We start from the raw sequence: 16,379 nt of genomic DNA, 5'->3' as shown, positions 1-16,379 counted from the left end.
TCGCACGATACACAATAGCTATGGCCGGGCCCGCTCCCGGCTTTTTTATCCCCGCATAGCGATAACGCAACGCCGCGCTCACAGCGGCAGGGGAAACACAACGACGCAACCTGCAAGGAAAAGAATCATCATGCTCGCAACATTCACGCGGCTGTTCCCGCTCTGGGCGCTGCTGCTCTCGGTTTTGGCTTATTACACCCCTTCCACCTTCACGCCCGTTGGGCCCTGGGTCAGCACGCTATTAATGCTCATCATGTTCGGCATGGGCGTGCACCTGAAGCTTGATGATTTTAAACGCGTGCTCTCCCGCCCCGCGCCGGTGGCGGCAGGCATTTTTCTGCACTATCTGGTAATGCCGCTGGCCGCCTGGCTGCTGGCGATGCTGTTTCATATGCCGCCGGATCTTTCCGCCGGGATGGTGCTGGTGGGAAGCGTGGCGAGCGGCACCGCGTCCAACGTGATGATCTATCTGGCGAAGGGCGACGTGGCGCTGTCGGTAACCATCTCCTCCGTCTCTACGCTGGTGGGCGTTTTCGCCACGCCGCTGCTGACGCGTCTTTACGTCGACGCGCATATTCAGGTGGACGTGATGGGCATGCTGCTGAGCATTCTGCAAATCGTCGTTATCCCGATTGCGCTGGGGCTGATTGTGCACCATCTCTTCCCGCGTCTGGTGAAAGCGGTAGAGCCTTATCTGCCCGCGTTTTCGATGGTCTGTATTCTGGCTATCATCAGCGCCGTGGTGGCGGGCTCCGCTTCGCATATCGCCTCGGTAGGCCTGATGGTGATTGTGGCGGTAATCCTGCATAACAGCATTGGTTTGCTTGGCGGCTACTGGGGCGGAAGGCTGTTCGGCTTTGACGAGTCGACCTGTCGCACGCTGGCCATCGAGGTGGGCATGCAGAACTCAGGGCTTGCCGCCGCGCTTGGCAAAATCTACTTCTCGCCGCTGGCCGCCCTGCCCGGCGCGCTCTTCTCGGTGTGGCATAACCTTTCCGGCTCGCTGCTGGCGGGTTACTGGTCCGGGAAGCCCGTCGATAAACGCAAACGGGAAACCGTGCGGGAGAGTTAATGTGAAATGCCGGGGCTGCCCGGCATTTTTATTTCAGCAGGCTTATCCTGTGTTCTTCGCCGCTATCACGTACACTGGACTGACTTTCCCTGAGAGGTAGCCATTATGTCCACCGCCAGACTGACCCAGAAAGAGATGACCGAAAGCGAACAGCGCGAATTAAAAACGCTGCTCGACCGCGCCCGTATCGCCCATGGCCGCCCGCTGACCAATTCCGAAGCGAATCACGTTAAGAAAGAGTACATCGATAAACTGATGGCGCAGCGGGAGCTGGCGGCGAAACAGGCGCGTAAGCTCAAGAAGCAGCAGGCTTACAAGCCCGACAGCGAATCCACCTTCTCCTGGTCCGCCAGCACGCCTGCGCGCGGACGAAGGTGATGACCTTTGCATTCGCATGCTGCGGGGTCGCTAAAAAATGGCTACGGGTTAGTAGCCATTAAGCAAAAAATCGACTGCATCGCGTAATGGCTGTCGATAGTGCGTAAAGTCAGCAACTTCGCCGCCGACTTCTTTCGTTGGCACTCCCGCCATCATGGGCGTCATCGCCACATAAGCGCGCCCAGCAATCTCAACCACCGGACAAATTTTTGCCGACAAGGGCTTAGCGGGCAAAAGCCTGCTGTCGACTACTGGCACAACCAAAACATGCCGAAGCGTATTCGCGACAGGGTGCTGGATATTAATAAAATAGGGGTAAGCATGCTTGCCTGCCCCTTTGTTCTGCTATACCCAAAGCTGTTCCATCAGAACGACCGATGAAAATCACTAAACGCGCCATGCTCCTCAATAAAGTGGTTAATGGCTTCGAAGGTCTGCTGATACTCTCGAAGCTCTGCTTCGGTATGATGCTGACAGTTTTCTTGCTGGCTTATACCGTCGGACATGACGGAGAATTCACTTTCTTGCCTTCTGGCGTGGCTTATCATTTTTATTTCCAGCGGATTGCTGGCTGCAGTGATAAACGGAACTCTGGTGCGCATGATGCCTCCTTTGATCTGCGGTACTGCACGGTTTTTCCCTTTCCCGGTGCTTCAGGTTTCGCGCTGTATCAGAAAATAGAGTTTGAAGGCCGTATTGTCACGAAGCCGGTGCGCGCTTTGCGAGTTGCTTCCCGGTAAATCGTGCTTTCGCGGCAATGCTGAAAGCAGCGATGCCGCTCTTTTCGCGATAAAGGAAACCCAACGCTTAAAACCACCCTGGCGGTGATGAAAGCGTTGGGTCTCGGGTTAACCATCAAACGTTAATGCGTTACTCCGCTCGCTCCTCATCGTCGTCCGGCTGCTCCAGCACGCTGTAGGCCACCGCGCAGAACAACGAGTTCAGCCGCTTCATGTCGCCAAGCAGGCTCAGGTGTAACGAGCTGGTTTCAATGCTCTGCACATTCTGCTGATGCAGCCTGTCAACGTGCGCATGAGAGTAGCGCCGGTTGAGAATGCGAAAGCGGTGTTTATAGCGGCGCAGACGCCGCGCGCTCGGCACGTCGCCGGAGAAAAAGACCGACATGCTGAGCTTCAGGTTGGCGGTAAGCTGGCTAAGCAGCGTATCCAGCTCCTTAATGCCTTCCGGCGAAAACGCGCGCCGCGCGGCCAGCGACTTATCCGCCACTTCGCTGCCCATGCGCTCAAGAATGTCCGCCGCCTGATCGAGGTTCAGCGACATCTCAATAATCTCCGCCCAGCGTTTCGCCTCCGCTTCCGGCAAATCCTCTTTCGGCATGCGCGCCAGATAGAGCTTGATGGCGGTGTAGAGCACATCCACATCGTCGGCCACCTTGCGCAGCTCTTTCTCCTGGCGCGGTTCGCCGTGCATGACTTTGCCGTACAGCTCCAGCATATGCTCCAGCGCGTCGCCCATGCGCAGCGTCTCCCGCGCCGCGTTGGCAAGGCCCAGCGCCGGGGTGTCGAGCGCGCTGGTGTCCAGATGGCGCGGCTTCAGCCGCGCGTCGGTCTGCGGGTCGTCTTTGATCATCCGGCGGCAAAAGCGCGCCATCATTCTGGCGAAAGGCACCATCGCCAGGCAGCGGATGAGGTTATAAAAGACGTGAAAATAGATAACCAGTTCGGACTCCGGCAGCGGCAATTTATGCAGCCCATTCGCCAGAAGGTGAACGAACGGCAGCACAATGAGGCTGCCCACCAGCTTGAACATCAGGCTGCCAAGCGCCACGCGCCGGGCGGCGGCGTTCGCGGCGCTGTTGTTGAGCATAGCAAGCAGGCCGGAGCCGAGGTTGGCGCCAATCACCAGACAGAGCGCCACATCAAAAGAGATAACGCCGGTCGCCGTCAGCGTGGCGGTCAACAACACGGCGGCAAGGCTTGAATAGCTGATGATAGCGAACACGGCGCCTATCAGCGCATCGAGCATGATATCGCCCGTCAGCGAGGCGAAAATCACCTTCACGCCCGAGGCTTCGGTAATCGGCGTGACCGCCTGCACGATAAGCTCCAGCGCCTGCAGAATAAGCCCAAGGCCGATGGCGACGCGACCAAGCTGACCCGCCCGGGTTTGCTTGCGGCTTAAGAAGAAAATGACACCGACGAAAATCAGCAGCGGCGAGAGCCAGGAAAGGTCGAAGGTCAGCACGCGCGCCATCAGCGCCGTACCGACATCGGCCCCCAGCACAATGACCAGCGCAGGCGTGAGCGCCACCAGATCCTGCGCGACAAACGAGGTGACTAACATCGTGGTGGCGTTGCTGCTCTGCACCAGCGCAGTCACGCCAATGCCCGCGCAAAAGGCGAGCGGTTTTTTCTCCACGCTGCGGCTGAGCACGGTTCTTAACCGCGCGCCAAAGACGCGCATTACGCCGGTACGCACAATGTGGGTGCCCCATACCAGCAGCGCCACCGCAGACAGCAGGTGTAACAGCGTTAACACGGCTTCTCCTTATGGTTGTTGTTTTCCTTTGATACCGATTTTGCAATGAAACCTTTCCCTTGCGGCAAAGGCAAACAGGTAAGACGGATAAGCGCAACGACCCTTCGCGCTCAGGGTTGGGGCGCAACGCTTACCTATCCTGCGAAGCAGGTACGCAACCGCGAGGGCGTTAGCTTAAACCGTTTAATGAGTATAAGAGCTTAATTCACAGGAAGGCGGACGGGATAGCCGTAAAGGCGCGTCGGCGGGCGGAAAAATGACAAATTTATGACGGTCTACATTTTACGAGGAGAAAAATGCAGCCAGGTTTCTTGCACCCTGCAGTACGCGTTCGATTATCGATAAGAAGCGCCAGTCATGTAGCTCTGGCGCTTACAAAAGTTAATCCGCATCGTACCCGAGGTTAGGCGCAAGCCAACGCTCCACTTCCGGGGCGCTCATTCCTTTACGCTGGGCGTAATCTTCCACCTGATCGCGCTGGATTTGCGCGACGGCGAAGTACTTGCTGTCCGGGTGGCTGAAGTACCAGCCGGAAACCGACGCCCCCGGCCACATGGCGTAGGACTCGGTCAGCTTCATGCCGATGTGGGTTTCCACATCCAGCAGCGCCCAGATAGTCGCTTTTTCGGTGTGATCCGGGCAGGCCGGATAGCCGGGCGCCGGACGGATGCCCTGGTAGTTTTCGCGGATAAGCTCCTCGTTGCTGAGGTTCTCATTCGGCGCATAGCCCCAGTAGACTTTACGCACGCGCTCGTGCAGGTATTCGGCGAACGCTTCCGCCAGGCGGTCCGCCACCGCTTTCACCATGATTTTGTTGTAATCGTCATGCTGCGCGTCATAGGCTTCGGCCAGCGCGTCTTCCTCAAGCCCGCCGGTCACGGCGAAAGCGCCGATGTAGTCCGCTTTGCCGCTGCGTTTAGGCGCGACGAAATCAGCGAGGCAGTAGTTGGCGAAGCCCACTTTTTCTGTCTGCTGGCGCAGATGATGGCTGACCGCCAGCACATGGGTGCGCGTTTCGTCGCGGTAGATTTCAACGTCGTCCAGCACGCGGTTAGCCGGAAAGAGCCCCACCACGCCGCGCGGGTTCAACGATTTCTTCGCGCTCAGCATGTCGAGCATATCGTTGGCGTCTTTAAACAGGCGCTGCGCCTCAACCCCTACGACGTCATCTTCGAGAATGCGCGGGTATTTGCCGGCAAGCGACCAGGTCATAAAGAACGGCGTCCAGTCGATGTAGTTGCGCAGCGTTTCGATGCTGGCGGTCACTTCCTGCACGCCCAGTCGGTGCGCCACCGGCGGGGTGTAGCTCTCCCAGTCGAAGGCGAGATCGTTTTCCCGCGCCGCGGCAAGCGTAACCGGCGGCGTACGGGGTTTTTTACGACCATGTTGGATACGCACGGTTTCATACTCCTTACGGGTACGTTCGACAAAGCTGTCGCGCAGCGTGTCGGAAAGCAGCGACGAAACGACGCCTACGGTGCGCGAGGCGTTCTGCACATAGACCGTCGGCCCGCTGTAGTTCTGCTCGATTTTCACCGCCGTATGGGCTTTCGAGGTGGTCGCGCCGCCAATCAGCAGCGGCAGGGTAAAGCCCTGGCGCTCCATCTCTTTCGCCACGTTCACCATCTCATCGAGCGACGGGGTGATAAGCCCGGAAAGACCAATGATATCGGCTTTTTCTTCGCGCGCGGTTTTAAGGATTTTATCCATCGGCACCATCACGCCAAGATCGATGATTTCGTAATTATTACACTGCAACACCACGCCGACGATATTTTTGCCGATGTCGTGCACATCGCCTTTTACCGTGGCGAGAACGATTTTGCCGTTGCTTTTGCCAACCTCTTTGCTGGCCTGAATGTACGGCTCAAGGTAAGCCACCGCCTGTTTCATGACGCGGGCGGATTTCACCACCTGCGGCAGGAACATCTTGCCCTCGCCGAAGAGGTCGCCGACCACGTTCATCCCGTCCATCAGCGGCCCTTCAATAACCTCAATGGGACGAGCCGCCTGCTGGCGCGCCTCCTCGGTATCCTGCTCGATAAACTCGGTAATGCCTTTTACCAGCGAGTATTCAAGGCGTTTTTTTACGTCCCACGAGCGCCATTCGGCCTGCTGCGGGTCTGCCGCCGCGTCGCTTTTGCTGCCGCGGTATTTCTCCGCCAGATCCAGCAGCCGCTCGGTGCCGTCGGCGCGGCGGTTGAGAATAACGTCCTCTACCGCATCGCGCAGCTCGGCGGGCAGGTCGTCGTAAATTGCCAGCTGTCCGGCGTTAACGATCCCCATATCCATACCGTTGCGGATGGCGTAATAGAGGAATACCGCGTGAATGGCTTCACGTACCGGGTCGTTGCCGCGAAACGAAAACGACACGTTCGATACGCCGCCGGAAATCAGCGCATGGGGCAGCTCACGCTTAATGTCCTCGCAGGCGCCGATAAAGTCCTGAGCGTAGTTGTTGTGCTCTTCGATGCCCGTCGCCACCGCAAAGATGTTCGGGTCGAAAATAATATCTTCCGGCGGGAAGCCCACTTCTTCGGTGAGAATCTGGTACGCCCGGCGGCAGATTTCGATTTTACGCGCGCGGGTATCCGCCTGGCCCACTTCATCAAAGGCCATCACCACCACCGCCGCGCCGTAACGACGCACCAGCTTCGCATGATGGATAAAGGTCTCAACGCCCTCTTTCATGGAGATAGAGTTAACGATGCCTTTGCCCTGAATGCACTTGAGGCCCTTTTCAATGACTTCCCATTTCGAGGAGTCGATCATAATCGGCACGCGAGCGATATCCGGTTCGCCGGCGATCAGGTTGAGGAAACGCACCATCGCCGCTTCGGCGTCGAGCATCCCTTCATCCATGTTGATGTCGATTATCTGCGCGCCGTTTTCGACCTGCTGGCGCGCCACATCCAGCGCTTCGCTGTACTTCTCTTCTTTGATAAGGCGCTTGAATTTGGCGGAGCCGGTTACGTTGGTGCGCTCGCCGACGTTCACAAACAGCGAGTCGTCGCCGATGTTGAGCGGCTCCAGACCCGCCAGGCGGCAGGCGACCGGAATCTCTGGCAGCTTGCGCGGCGGCAACCCTTCCACGGCGCGGCTCATGGCGGCGATGTGCGCCGGCGTGGTGCCGCAGCAGCCGCCGACGATATTCAGAAAGCCCGACTCCGCCCATTCGCGGATTTGCCCGGCCATCACGTCGGCATCCAGATCGTATTCGCCGAAGGCGTTCGGCAGGCCGGCGTTGGGGTGCGCCGTCACGTAGCATTCCGCGATGCGGGAGAGTTCCGCCACATACTGACGCAGCTCATCCGGCCCCAGCGCGCAGTTAAGGCCGAAGGAGAGCGCGTCCGCATGGCGCAGCGAGTTGTAAAACGCCTCCGTCGTCTGGCCCGAGAGGGTGCGCCCGGAGGCGTCGGTTATGGTGCCGGAGATCATGACTGGCAGCTCGACGCCCAGCGCGTCGAACTCGGCTTTCACGGCGAAAATAGCGGCTTTGGCGTTAAGGGTGTCGAAAACCGTTTCAATCAGGATTAGATCTGAACCGCCCTCCACCAGCGCCCGGGTGGATTCACGGTAGGCTTCCACCAGCTGGTCGAAGGTGACGTTGCGGTAAGCCGGGTCGTTAACGTCCGGTGAAATAGAGGCGGTGCGGTTGGTAGGGCCGAGCACGCCTGCGACGTAGCGCGGTTTTTCCGGCGTGCGGGCCGTCCACTCATCAGCGCAGGCGCGGGCGAGCTTCGCCGCTGCAAAGTTGATTTCCGCCGACAGCGCTTCCATCTGGTAATCGGCCATCGCGATGGTGGTTGAGTTAAAGGTGTTAGTCTCAACGATATCCGCGCCCGCTTCAAAATAGGCATAGTGAATGGCGGCGATGGTTTCCGGTTTGGTCAGCACCAGAAGGTCGTTATTGCCCTTTAAGTCACACGGCCAGTCGGCGAAACGCTCGCCGCGGTAATCCTGCTCTTCCAGACGGTAACTCTGGATCATGGTGCCCATGCCGCCATCGAGCACCAGAATACGTTCGGCTAGCTGCTGACGCAGCTTCTCAACTTTGCTACTCACATTCACTCCCGGCTACACATAAAGGCCCAACAGGCCAGCAGACCATACTGGCATAATCCCCCCTGGCGGAAAAGGCGAGCGACGGCAACTTGAGACATGTTCACTATCAACTCCTCCGATGAGTAGTACGACGGTTGCATTATCGCCAAATAAAACGAAAATTATTTCCACGATACAGAAAAGGAGGCCGCCATGGTCGCTGCTGTTCCCGCTAAACGCGGCAAGAAACCCCGCGCCGCCGCCGCTGCGCCGCAGGCCACCGGTCAGGTGCAGTCGCTGACGCGCGGGCTGAAGTTACTGGAATGGATCGCCGAGTCGCAGGGCAGCGTGGCGCTGACGGAACTCGCCCAGCAGGCGGGCTTGCCCAACTCCACCACCCACCGTCTGCTCACCACGATGCAGCAACTGGGTTTCGTGCGCCAGGTTGGCGACCTCGGACACTGGGCGATTGGCGCCCACGCTTTTATGGTCGGCAGCAGCTTTTTGCAAAGCCGCAATTTGCTGGCGATTGTGCATCCCATTCTGCGTAAGCTGATGGAGAGCTCCGGCGAAACGGTCAACCTCGCGGTGCTGGATAAAAGCGATCATCAGGCGATTATTATCGATCAGGTGCAGTGCACCCAACTGATGCGCATGTCCGCCCCCATCGGCGGTAAACTACCGATGCACGCCTCCGGCGCGGGCAAGGCGTTTTTATCGCAGCTAAGCGACGAAGAGGTGACCAGCCTGCTGCACCGTCAGGGGCTTCACACCTACACCCATGCGACGCTGGTTTCGCCGCTGCATCTGAAAGAAGATTTGGCCCAGACCCGCAAGCGCGGCTACTCCTTCGATGACGAAGAACATGCGCTGGGGCTGCGCTGCGTGGCGGCCTGTATTTACGATGAGCATCATGAAGCCTTCGCCGCGATTTCCCTCTCCGGCCCGGTTTCGCGCATTACCGACGACCGCGTAACGGAGCTGGGGGCGCTGGTTATCAAAGCGGCGAAAGAGGTGACGCTGGCTTACGGCGGGGTACGTTAAGAGAAGAAACTGCCTGACGCCCTGCTTCTCACCGACGAGCGGCGCAAATAGCAAAACGGCAGCCTCAGGTTTGCCGTTTTGCTTTTACCCGCGCAGACAAAAACGCTGATGCCTGCGGTAGGCGTAAACATCCTCCACATGCCCTTCGCGAATGCGCGCCTGAAGCGACCGCCAGTAAGCTGCGCTGAAAAGCTCGCTGTGCATCTCCTCAAACAGCGGACCGATTTGCGGGTCGGCGCAAAGCCAGTGGCGGAACTCCTCGGGGAAAACGTCGCCCGGCGCTACGCTGTACCACGGCTCAGCGCTCAGTTCATCTTCCGGGTAGCGCGGCGGCGGAATATCCCGAAAATTCACCTCGGTCATATAGCAAATTTCGTCGTAGTCATAAAACACTACCCGTCCATGGCGGGTGACGCCGAAATTCTTAAACAGCATGTCGCCCGGGAAGATATTCGCGGCGGCGAGTTGCCGGATGGCGTTGCCATACTCCTCTACCGCATCGCGCAGCTGTTGGCCGCTTGCCTGCTCCAGCCACAGGTTCAGCGGCACCATACGCCGCTCAATATAGAGATGGCTGATGACTATCCTGTCGCCCAGATCGGTGAGCTTGCGCGGCGCTTCCTGTTGCAGCAGCGCCAGCAGCGGCGGGCTTATCTGGCTTTTCGTCAGCACGAAGTTTTCAAACTCCTGGGTATCCGCCATCCGCCCGACGCGATCATGCTCTTTTACCAGTTGATAGCAGGCGCGAACGTGCGCTTCGGTCATCTCTTTCTGCGGCGCGAAGCGGTCTTTAATCACCTTAAATACCCGGTCAAAGCCCGGCAGCGTGAAGACCAGCATGACCATACCGCGAATGCCGGGCGCTTCGATAAACTGCTCGTCGGTGCGGGTGATGTAGTTGAGGTATTCGCGGTAGCTCTCCGTTTTGCCGTGCTTCTGGCAGCCTATCGCCATATAAAGCTCGGCGGTGGTTTTGCCCGGCAGGATCTCCCGCAGCCACTCCACCAGCGCGGCGGGCAGCGGCGCGTAGACCATAAAATAAGAGCGGGCGAAACCGAAAACGATGCTCGCCTCGGCGCTGGTGGTCAGGCAGGCGTCAACAAACAATTCGCCCTCTTCCGTGCGGTGAATGGGCAGCAGAAACGGCAGCGTGCCGCCCGGCAGCACCAGCTTGCCCACCAGCCAGGCCGCTTTGTTGCGGTAGAAGAGCTCATTCGCCACCTGCAAATGCGCGTTCTGCAGCATCTCCGGCCCGAGGGTTTCGGTGAGGTGCGCAATAATATAGCCCACATCCCGCGCGAGATTTTGCCAGCGCAAGCGCAGCGGGAGATCGCTAAGCAGCGTGGTAAGCAATTCCCGCCATCCCTGCTGCGGATAGAAGTCTTTCGCCAGCGGACGGGGAATGGTGCGAAAGCGCCGTTCGGGCTGCGAGCTGAAGATAAACAGCCGTTCAGGGCTGAGCGCGCGGTGGTCGAAAAGCCGGCAATAAACAGAGTTGAAAAAGCTTTCGGCAATCTCGAAACGTGGGTAGTCGGGCAACAGCGCGGTGTAATGCTGTTTAACGCGCAGCAGAAAATCAGCGTCAGCGCCTTTTCCCTCGGTAATGCACTTTAGCTGCTCCACCACCAGGCCCACGTGATGATCGTAAAGGTGGATACGGCTTTTCATCGCCTGCTGGACGGCGTGCCAGTCAGCCTGCTCGAAGCGCTGCTGCGCGCCGGAGGTCACTTCCAGAAAGCGCCCGTACTGGGCGTCGAAGCCCTGCAGAATGGTTTGAGCGACAAGCAGTTCCAGTCCACGCGACATAGACAGGCTCCTGGTGTGAAGATGAGAGAAACAACGTTGCGGCCCTGTTTGCGCCTTGTCCTGCCCCTCTGCCAGGAAGGGAAAGGCGGAGCGACTGACCTGAGCCCACAGCGCATGGCGGCTGGCGCTTACCCGCTCTGCGCGTTTCTTCCACCGGAAAGAGAGAACAGGCCAGCCCGCCTTTTCCCTCTCCCGTTAAGGGAGAGGGCCAGGTGAGGATTTGCCGCTAGAACTGCGCTTCCTCTGTTGAGCCGGTCAGCGCCGTGACGGACGACGCGCCGCCCTGGATAATGGTGGTCACGTTGTCGAAATAGCCGGTGCCCACCTCTTGCTGATGCGAAACGAAAGTGTACCCTTCTTTCCCGGCCGCGAATTCCGGCTGCTGCACCTTCTCAACGTAGTGCTTCATCCCTTCGCCCTGCGCATAGGCGTGTGCCAGGTCGAACATGTTGAACCACATGCTGTGAATCCCTGCGAGCGTGATGAACTGGTACTTGTAGCCCATGTCCGACAGCTGCTGCTGAAAGCTGGCGATGGTTTTATCATCCAGATTCTTCTGCCAGTTAAACGAAGGCGAGCAGTTGTAGGCGAGCAGCTTGCCGGGGAAACGGGCATGAATCGCTTCGGCGAAGCGCCTGGCCTGAGCGAGATCGGGCGTGGACGTTTCACACCATACCAGGTCGGCATAAGGGGCATACGCCAGCCCCCGGCTGATAGCCTGCTCTACGCCCGCCCGAGTGCGGTAAAAGCCTTCGCTGGTGCGCTCGCCGGTAATGAACTCGCTGTCGTAGGGGTCGCAATCGGAGGTAATCAGATCCGCCGCGTCGGCGTCGGTGCGGGCGATTAACAGCGTTGGCACGCCCATCACATCTGCCGCCAGGCGCGCCGCCACCAGCTTCTGGATAGCTTCCTGAGTCGGCACCAGCACTTTCCCGCCCATATGACCGCACTTTTTCACCGAGGCGAGCTGATCTTCAAAATGTACCGCCGCCGCGCCCGCTTCAATCATCGATTTCATCAGTTCAAAGGCGTTCAGCACGCCGCCAAATCCCGCTTCGGCATCCGCCACAATCGGCAGGAAATAATCGACATAGCGCGGATCGCCCGGCTCAATGCCGGCAGCCCACTGGATCTGATCCGCACGGCGAAACGTATTGTTGATCCGCTCCACTACCGAAGGCACGGAGTTAGCCGGGTAGAGCGATTGATCCGGGTACATGCTGGACGCCAGGTTAGCATCGGCTGCGACCTGCCAACCGGAAAGGTAAACCGCCTCAATCCCCGCTTTCGCCTGTTGCAACGCCTGGCCGCCGGTCAGCGCGCCGAGGCTGTTGATATAGCCTTTTTTCGCGTCGCCATGCAGCAAACGCCACATTTTCGCCGCGCCCAACTGCGCCAGCGTGCATTCCGGGTTCACCGAGCCGCGCAGCTTTACCACCTCCTGCGCGCTGTAAGGACGACGGATCCCTTCCCAGCGCGGTTGTTGCCATTCCTGCTCTAACTGCTCAATCTGTTGGGTACGTGTCGTTTTCATAGGCAGATGCTCCTTATTAGTAGGGTGGCGTAGGGTCAGGCCAGCAGGCGGTAGCCTGGCAGCGTGAGGAAGTCGATAAGCTCGTCCGAGGTGGTGATTTGCTCCATCAGGCGCGCGGCCTCTACAAAGCGGCCATGGCTGAAGCGCTGTTCGCCCAGCTCTTCCTGGATGACCTGCATCTCTTCGGCGAGCATCTGGCGGAAGAGATCTTTGGTCACCAGCTTGCCGTTGCTTAAGGTTTTCTGATGGTGGATCCACTGCCAGATAGAGGTACGGGAGATCTCCGCCGTCGCGGCATCTTCCATCAGGCCGTAAATCGGCACGCAGCCGTTGCCTGAAATCCAGGCTTCAATGTACTGCACCGCCACGCGGATATTGGCGCGCATCCCCTCTTCCGTACGCTCGCCTTCGCAAGGCGCCAACAGCGCTTGCGCAGTAATGGGCGCATCTTCTTCCCGGGTGACGCGCAGCTGGTTTTTGTTTTCCCCCAGCGCCTTGTCAAAGACCGCCATCACCGTATCGCCAAGCCCGGGGTGCGCAATCCATGTGCCATCGTGACCATTGTTCGCTTCGAGCTCTTTATCCGCTTTAACCTTATTCAGCACCCAGTCGTTACGCTGGCTATCTTTACTCGGGATAAACGCCGCCATACCGCCCATTGCGAAGGCCCCGCGGCGGTGGCAGGTTTTAATCAGCAGCCGCGAATACGCATTCAGAAAGGGTTTATCCATTGTTACGCTCTGGCGGTCGGGCAGCACGCGATCCGGGTGGTTTTTGAGCGTTTTGATGTAGCTGAAAATGTAATCCCAGCGGCCGCAGTTAAGACCCACGATATGGTCGCGCATCGCATGAAGGATCTCGTCCATCTGGAAAACCGCTGGCAGCGTTTCGATTAACAAGGTTGCTTTGATGGTGCCGCGCGGCAGGCTGAAGCGGTCTTCGGTATAGCTGAAAACCTCGCTCCACCAGGCGGCCTCCTGCCATGACTGGGTTTTCGGCAGGTAGAAATAGGGGCCGCTGCCTTTGGCGAGCAGGGTTTCGTGGTTGTGGAAAAAATAGAGCGCGAAGTCAAACAGGCTGCCAGGGATCGCTTCACCGCGCCAGGTAACATGTTTTTCCGGGAGATGCAGGCCGCGCACCCGGCAGATCAACACCGCAGGATTGGGCTTCAGTTGGTAGATTTTGCCAGCTTCACTGGTCCAGGTGATGGTGCCTTTCACCGCATCCCGCAGGTTGATCTGCCCGTCGATCACTTTCTCCCAGTTTGGCGCCAGCGAGTCTTCAAAATCTGCCATGAAGACTTTCACATTGGCGTTTAGCGCATTGATCACCATTTTGCGCTCTACAGGGCCGGTGATTTCAACGCGGCGATCCTGTAAGTCCTCTGGAATACCGCGAATAGTCCATTCGCTTTCTCTTATGGAAGCCGTTTCCGAAATAAAATCGGGCAGCTTGCCGGCATCGATTTCCTGCTGTACCTGCGTTCTGGCGGCTAATAACTTGTTACGCTGCGGCGTAAAGCGGGCAACCAGTTCGCTTAAAAACTCAACGGCTTCAGGCGTCAGTATTTGCCGTTCCCGCTCGCTAAAGGGCTGGTTGAATGCCAGTTCGGTGGTGGTGGCTTGCTGATTCATGACTGCGATCCTCTCTGTTGATCCGTGAAAGAAAGATGCGATCGCGAACGAAACCAAAGGCGTGCGTTTTTCGTTCAGCAGGAATAAGAGTAATCAAACCATTTTCAAAATCAAAAACAATTTCCATTTTTGATTTAAAATTCATATAACCTACTGATTTTAATCAATTTAAAATTTTCTATGTAATTGGATGGCTTTTTAAAACAAAAAAGGCGCCCGCAGGCGCCTGTCATGGGAGGCTGAATCGCTTAATCCAGCGTGGGATTCATATGACGAAGATCATATGGCGTGATCTGGTAGACGAAGTAATTAAGCCAGTTCGTAAAGAGTAAATTTCCATGGCTACGCCATGTCGCGCGAGGCTTGTTTTGCGGATCGTTGTTCGGGAAATAGTTATAAGGCACCTGCGGGTCCAGACCCGCCTCGACGTCGCGGAAATACTCGCTCGCAAGCGTATTAGCGTCATATTCCGGATGGCCGGTAACAAAGGCGATGCGTTTATCTTTGCTGGCGAACAGGTAAGCGTCCCCCTCTTCCGATTCGGCAAGAATATCGAGATCGGTATAATCGCGAATAAGCGAGGCCGGGAAATCCGCGTAGCGCGAATGCGGCGCCAGAAACGTATCATCAAACCCTTTTGTCAGCAGCGCATGAGGCTGGGTGATGTGGTGCTCATAAACGCCAGAAAGCTTCTCTTTACGGGTCTGCTTTGGAATACCATAAAGGATATTTAACGCCGCCTGAACCGCCCAGCAGACAAACAGCGTCGACGTAACGTGATCTTTCGCCCACTCCAGGACCTGCTGGATTTGCGGCCAATAGGCGACGTCATTAAACTCGACCAGGCCCAACGGCGCGCCGGTGACGATAAGCCCGTCGAAGTTCTGATCGCAAATATCTTCAAAGTTACAGTAGAAGTTATTCAGATGCTCTGCGGGCGTGTTGCGGGACTCGCGGCTGTCGATGCGCAAAAGTTGAATATCCAGCTGCAACGGGGAGTTTGAGAGTAAACGCAGGAACTGGTTTTCCGTCTCAATTTTTTTCGGCATGAGGTTAAGTATCAGGACCTTAAGCGGACGGATCTCCTGATTAATGGCGCGTGATGTGGTCATCACAAAGACATTTTCCTGACGCAGAAAATTGACGGCTGGTAACTCATCAGGCACCCGAATAGGCATAACCTTATTTCCTCACTGCATACGTTTAAACGTTTAGACATCCAGATAGCTGACAATAACCAGGTTCGGCGTGAATGTCGAGCCTGCATGCTGAAGGTGAGAAAGTTTCAAGAACCGGGAAAGGTTAGAACAAAAACGCAATAAGAAGGAGCTCGCGATGAGCATACCGATACGCCGTGCCCGGCGTGATGAAGGAGAAGCCCTGGGTGATATCTGGTGTCGCTCGGTCGATGCTACCCATACTTTTTTGCAGCCTGCAGATCGTATCGAAATCGAAAAACAGGTGCGGACATTTTTGCCGGACGCTCCGCTTTGGGTCGCCGTTACGTCCGATGACGCTCCCGTGGCCTTTATGCTGTTATCAGGAGCACATATGCACGCGCTATTCGTCGATCCGGATTTTCGCGGCAAGGGCGTGGGCCGTATGCTGATTGCCCATGCGCTTTCTTATGCTCCTGAACTGACAACCGACGTTAATGAACAGAACACGCAGGCAGTGGTTTTTTATGAGAAGATGGGATTCAGCGTTACGGGGCGCAGCGAAAGAGACAGTGAAGGCAGGCCATATCCTCTGCTGCACCTTCGCTATCAGCGCTGATTTCTGCTTTGCGCAAGCAGCGCTCTCACGGCATCGTCAGTTCGAGGCTGCACAGCGCAGGCTACCACCATGTGGCGGTATCGCATAGCCGATGCGCCGGCTGCCATTTCCATGATGGCGCGCTCCTCAACCTGTGACAACCCGCCGTCGTTAAGCTCCAGCGCGTCGATAACGATGTCGTAGCGCTGGCGCCTGACGAACCGATCCAGCAAGCCTTGCGGTTTAACCTGCTCAATCAGGTCTCGTAAAACTTTTTCTGCGGCGAAGAAGGCGCCAATAAGGATACGCTGATTACTGAATGAGCCATGACCCACCGCTTCCCGGCCGGTATCCAGATCGCGCAGACTCATGCGATTTTTACGAATGGTGACGTACAGGATATTCATACAGCTGCCCTGCTTTATTGTTTTTAATTGAAGACGTTAATTGTATCGGGCAACAGGGCAATGCGCGAAGTTTTGTTGTTTTATCAAACGTGAATACAAAGGCAGGAAAAGGCGTTGCTGTACCGCTGAAAAGCAAAAAGCCCATCCGTGAGGATGGGCTTTTCACCTGTTTGATGCCTGGCAGTTCCCTACTCTCGCATGGGGAG

General features: G+C 57.3%; 13 protein-coding genes and 1 pseudogene. 5 read left to right on the top strand and 9 right to left on the bottom strand.

Annotated elements, in window-relative coordinates; all coding sequences use genetic code 11:
• Positions 1-130 precede the first annotated feature (130 nt).
• Entirely contained in the window at positions 131-1,072 is a 942-nt protein-coding gene (gene panS, locus MT962_RS20515; RefSeq protein ID WP_024557339.1) for a ketopantoate/pantoate/pantothenate transporter PanS, read from the top strand.
• A 105-nt stretch (positions 1,073-1,177) separates the two neighbouring features.
• Entirely contained in the window at positions 1,178-1,450 is a 273-nt protein-coding gene (locus MT962_RS20510; protein WP_024557340.1) for a DUF3811 domain-containing protein, read from the top strand.
• Between the two features lie 48 nt (positions 1,451-1,498).
• Here the strand turns inward: MT962_RS20510 and MT962_RS20505 are convergent.
• Positions 1,499-1,780, bottom strand: a pseudogene (locus tag MT962_RS20505) (CcdB family protein); the annotation flags it as partial.
• A 47-nt stretch (positions 1,781-1,827) separates the two neighbouring features.
• Between MT962_RS20505 and MT962_RS20500 the strand changes: the two are divergent.
• Positions 1,828-2,190, top strand: coding sequence for a hypothetical protein (locus MT962_RS20500; protein WP_247366329.1), 363 nt, complete (start codon positions 1,828-1,830; stop codon positions 2,188-2,190).
• A 130-nt stretch (positions 2,191-2,320) separates the two neighbouring features.
• Here the strand turns inward: MT962_RS20500 and MT962_RS20495 are convergent, their stop codons facing one another.
• Entirely contained in the window at positions 2,321-3,949 is a 1,629-nt protein-coding gene (locus tag MT962_RS20495) for a Na/Pi cotransporter family protein (RefSeq protein WP_048887160.1), read from the bottom strand.
• A gap of 381 nt (positions 3,950-4,330) precedes the next feature.
• Entirely contained in the window at positions 4,331-8,014 is a 3,684-nt protein-coding gene (metH, locus tag MT962_RS20490; RefSeq protein ID WP_247366328.1) for a methionine synthase, read from the bottom strand.
• Positions 8,015-8,206: 192 nt separating this feature from the next.
• Between metH and iclR the strand changes: the two genes are divergently transcribed.
• Positions 8,207-9,037 (top strand): glyoxylate bypass operon transcriptional repressor IclR, encoded by an 831-nt coding sequence (iclR, locus tag MT962_RS20485; protein WP_024557345.1) that lies wholly within the window; start codon positions 8,207-8,209, stop codon positions 9,035-9,037.
• An 84-nt stretch (positions 9,038-9,121) separates the two neighbouring features.
• Here the strand turns inward: iclR and aceK are convergent, their stop codons facing one another.
• From aceK to metA, 4 genes are all read right to left on the bottom strand, one after another.
• Positions 9,122-10,843: a bifunctional isocitrate dehydrogenase kinase/phosphatase gene (gene aceK / locus MT962_RS20480; protein WP_247366327.1), complete on the bottom strand. Its 1,722-nt coding sequence runs from the start codon at positions 10,841-10,843 to the stop codon at positions 9,122-9,124.
• 226 nt (positions 10,844-11,069) lie between these two features.
• Positions 11,070-12,377 carry an isocitrate lyase gene (gene aceA / locus MT962_RS20475; RefSeq protein WP_024559939.1) on the bottom strand — a complete coding sequence of 436 codons (1,308 nt, stop codon included), beginning with the start codon at positions 12,375-12,377 and terminating at the stop codon, positions 11,070-11,072.
• Positions 12,378-12,412: 35 nt separating this feature from the next.
• Complete coding sequence (aceB, locus tag MT962_RS20470; protein ID WP_024559940.1) at positions 12,413-14,011, bottom strand: malate synthase A; 1,599 nt, start codon at positions 14,009-14,011, stop codon at positions 12,413-12,415.
• Between the two features lie 248 nt (positions 14,012-14,259).
• Positions 14,260-15,189 carry a homoserine O-succinyltransferase gene (gene metA, locus MT962_RS20465; RefSeq protein ID WP_024557349.1) on the bottom strand — a complete coding sequence of 310 codons (930 nt, stop codon included), beginning with the start codon at positions 15,187-15,189 and terminating at the stop codon, positions 14,260-14,262.
• Between the two features lie 157 nt (positions 15,190-15,346).
• Here metA and MT962_RS20460 point away from each other — a divergent pair, with 157 nt between their 5' ends.
• The gene (locus MT962_RS20460) at positions 15,347-15,787 is read left to right on the top strand and encodes an acetyltransferase (RefSeq protein ID WP_247366326.1); all 441 of its coding nucleotides are present in this window, start codon (positions 15,347-15,349) and stop codon (positions 15,785-15,787) included.
• On the opposite strand, the gene MT962_RS20455 is transcribed toward MT962_RS20460, so the two are convergent.
• Positions 15,778-16,173: a YjaA family stress response protein gene (locus MT962_RS20455; protein WP_024557351.1), complete on the bottom strand. Its 396-nt coding sequence runs from the start codon at positions 16,171-16,173 to the stop codon at positions 15,778-15,780. The genes MT962_RS20460 and MT962_RS20455 overlap by 10 nt on opposite strands.
• A partial coding sequence (locus tag MT962_RS20450) for a hypothetical protein (protein WP_247366325.1) occupies positions 16,145-16,379 on the bottom strand: 235 nt, incomplete at its 5' end. The genes MT962_RS20450 and MT962_RS20455, both read right to left, overlap by 29 nt.

This window comes from Franconibacter sp. IITDAS19 (assembly GCF_023079515.1).
Taxonomy (GTDB): domain Bacteria; phylum Pseudomonadota; class Gammaproteobacteria; order Enterobacterales; family Enterobacteriaceae; genus Franconibacter; species Franconibacter pulveris.
The sequence above is the reverse complement of the archived record's forward strand: the minus strand, read 5'-3'. Positions and strand labels throughout refer to the sequence as shown.

Bases quoted from the DNA above. Each gene is read 5' to 3' on its own strand.
- panS (WP_024557339.1), top strand. From the start codon at position 131: ATGCTCGCAACATTCACGCGGCTGTTCCCGCTCTGGGCGCTGCTGCTC.
- MT962_RS20510 (WP_024557340.1), top strand. From the start codon at position 1,178: ATGTCCACCGCCAGACTGACCCAGAAAGAGATGACCGAAAGCGAACAG.
- MT962_RS20500 (WP_247366329.1), top strand. From the start codon at position 1,828: ATGAAAATCACTAAACGCGCCATGCTCCTCAATAAAGTGGTTAATGGC.
- iclR (WP_024557345.1), top strand. From the start codon at position 8,207: ATGGTCGCTGCTGTTCCCGCTAAACGCGGCAAGAAACCCCGCGCCGCC.
- aceK (WP_247366327.1), bottom strand. From the start codon at position 10,843: ATGTCGCGTGGACTGGAACTGCTTGTCGCTCAAACCATTCTGCAGGGC.
- aceA (WP_024559939.1), bottom strand. From the start codon at position 12,377: ATGAAAACGACACGTACCCAACAGATTGAGCAGTTAGAGCAGGAATGG.
- aceB (WP_024559940.1), bottom strand. From the start codon at position 14,011: ATGAATCAGCAAGCCACCACCACCGAACTGGCATTCAACCAGCCCTTT.
- metA (WP_024557349.1), bottom strand. From the start codon at position 15,189: ATGCCTATTCGGGTGCCTGATGAGTTACCAGCCGTCAATTTTCTGCGT.
- MT962_RS20460 (WP_247366326.1), top strand. From the start codon at position 15,347: ATGAGCATACCGATACGCCGTGCCCGGCGTGATGAAGGAGAAGCCCTG.
- MT962_RS20455 (WP_024557351.1), bottom strand. From the start codon at position 16,173: ATGAATATCCTGTACGTCACCATTCGTAAAAATCGCATGAGTCTGCGC.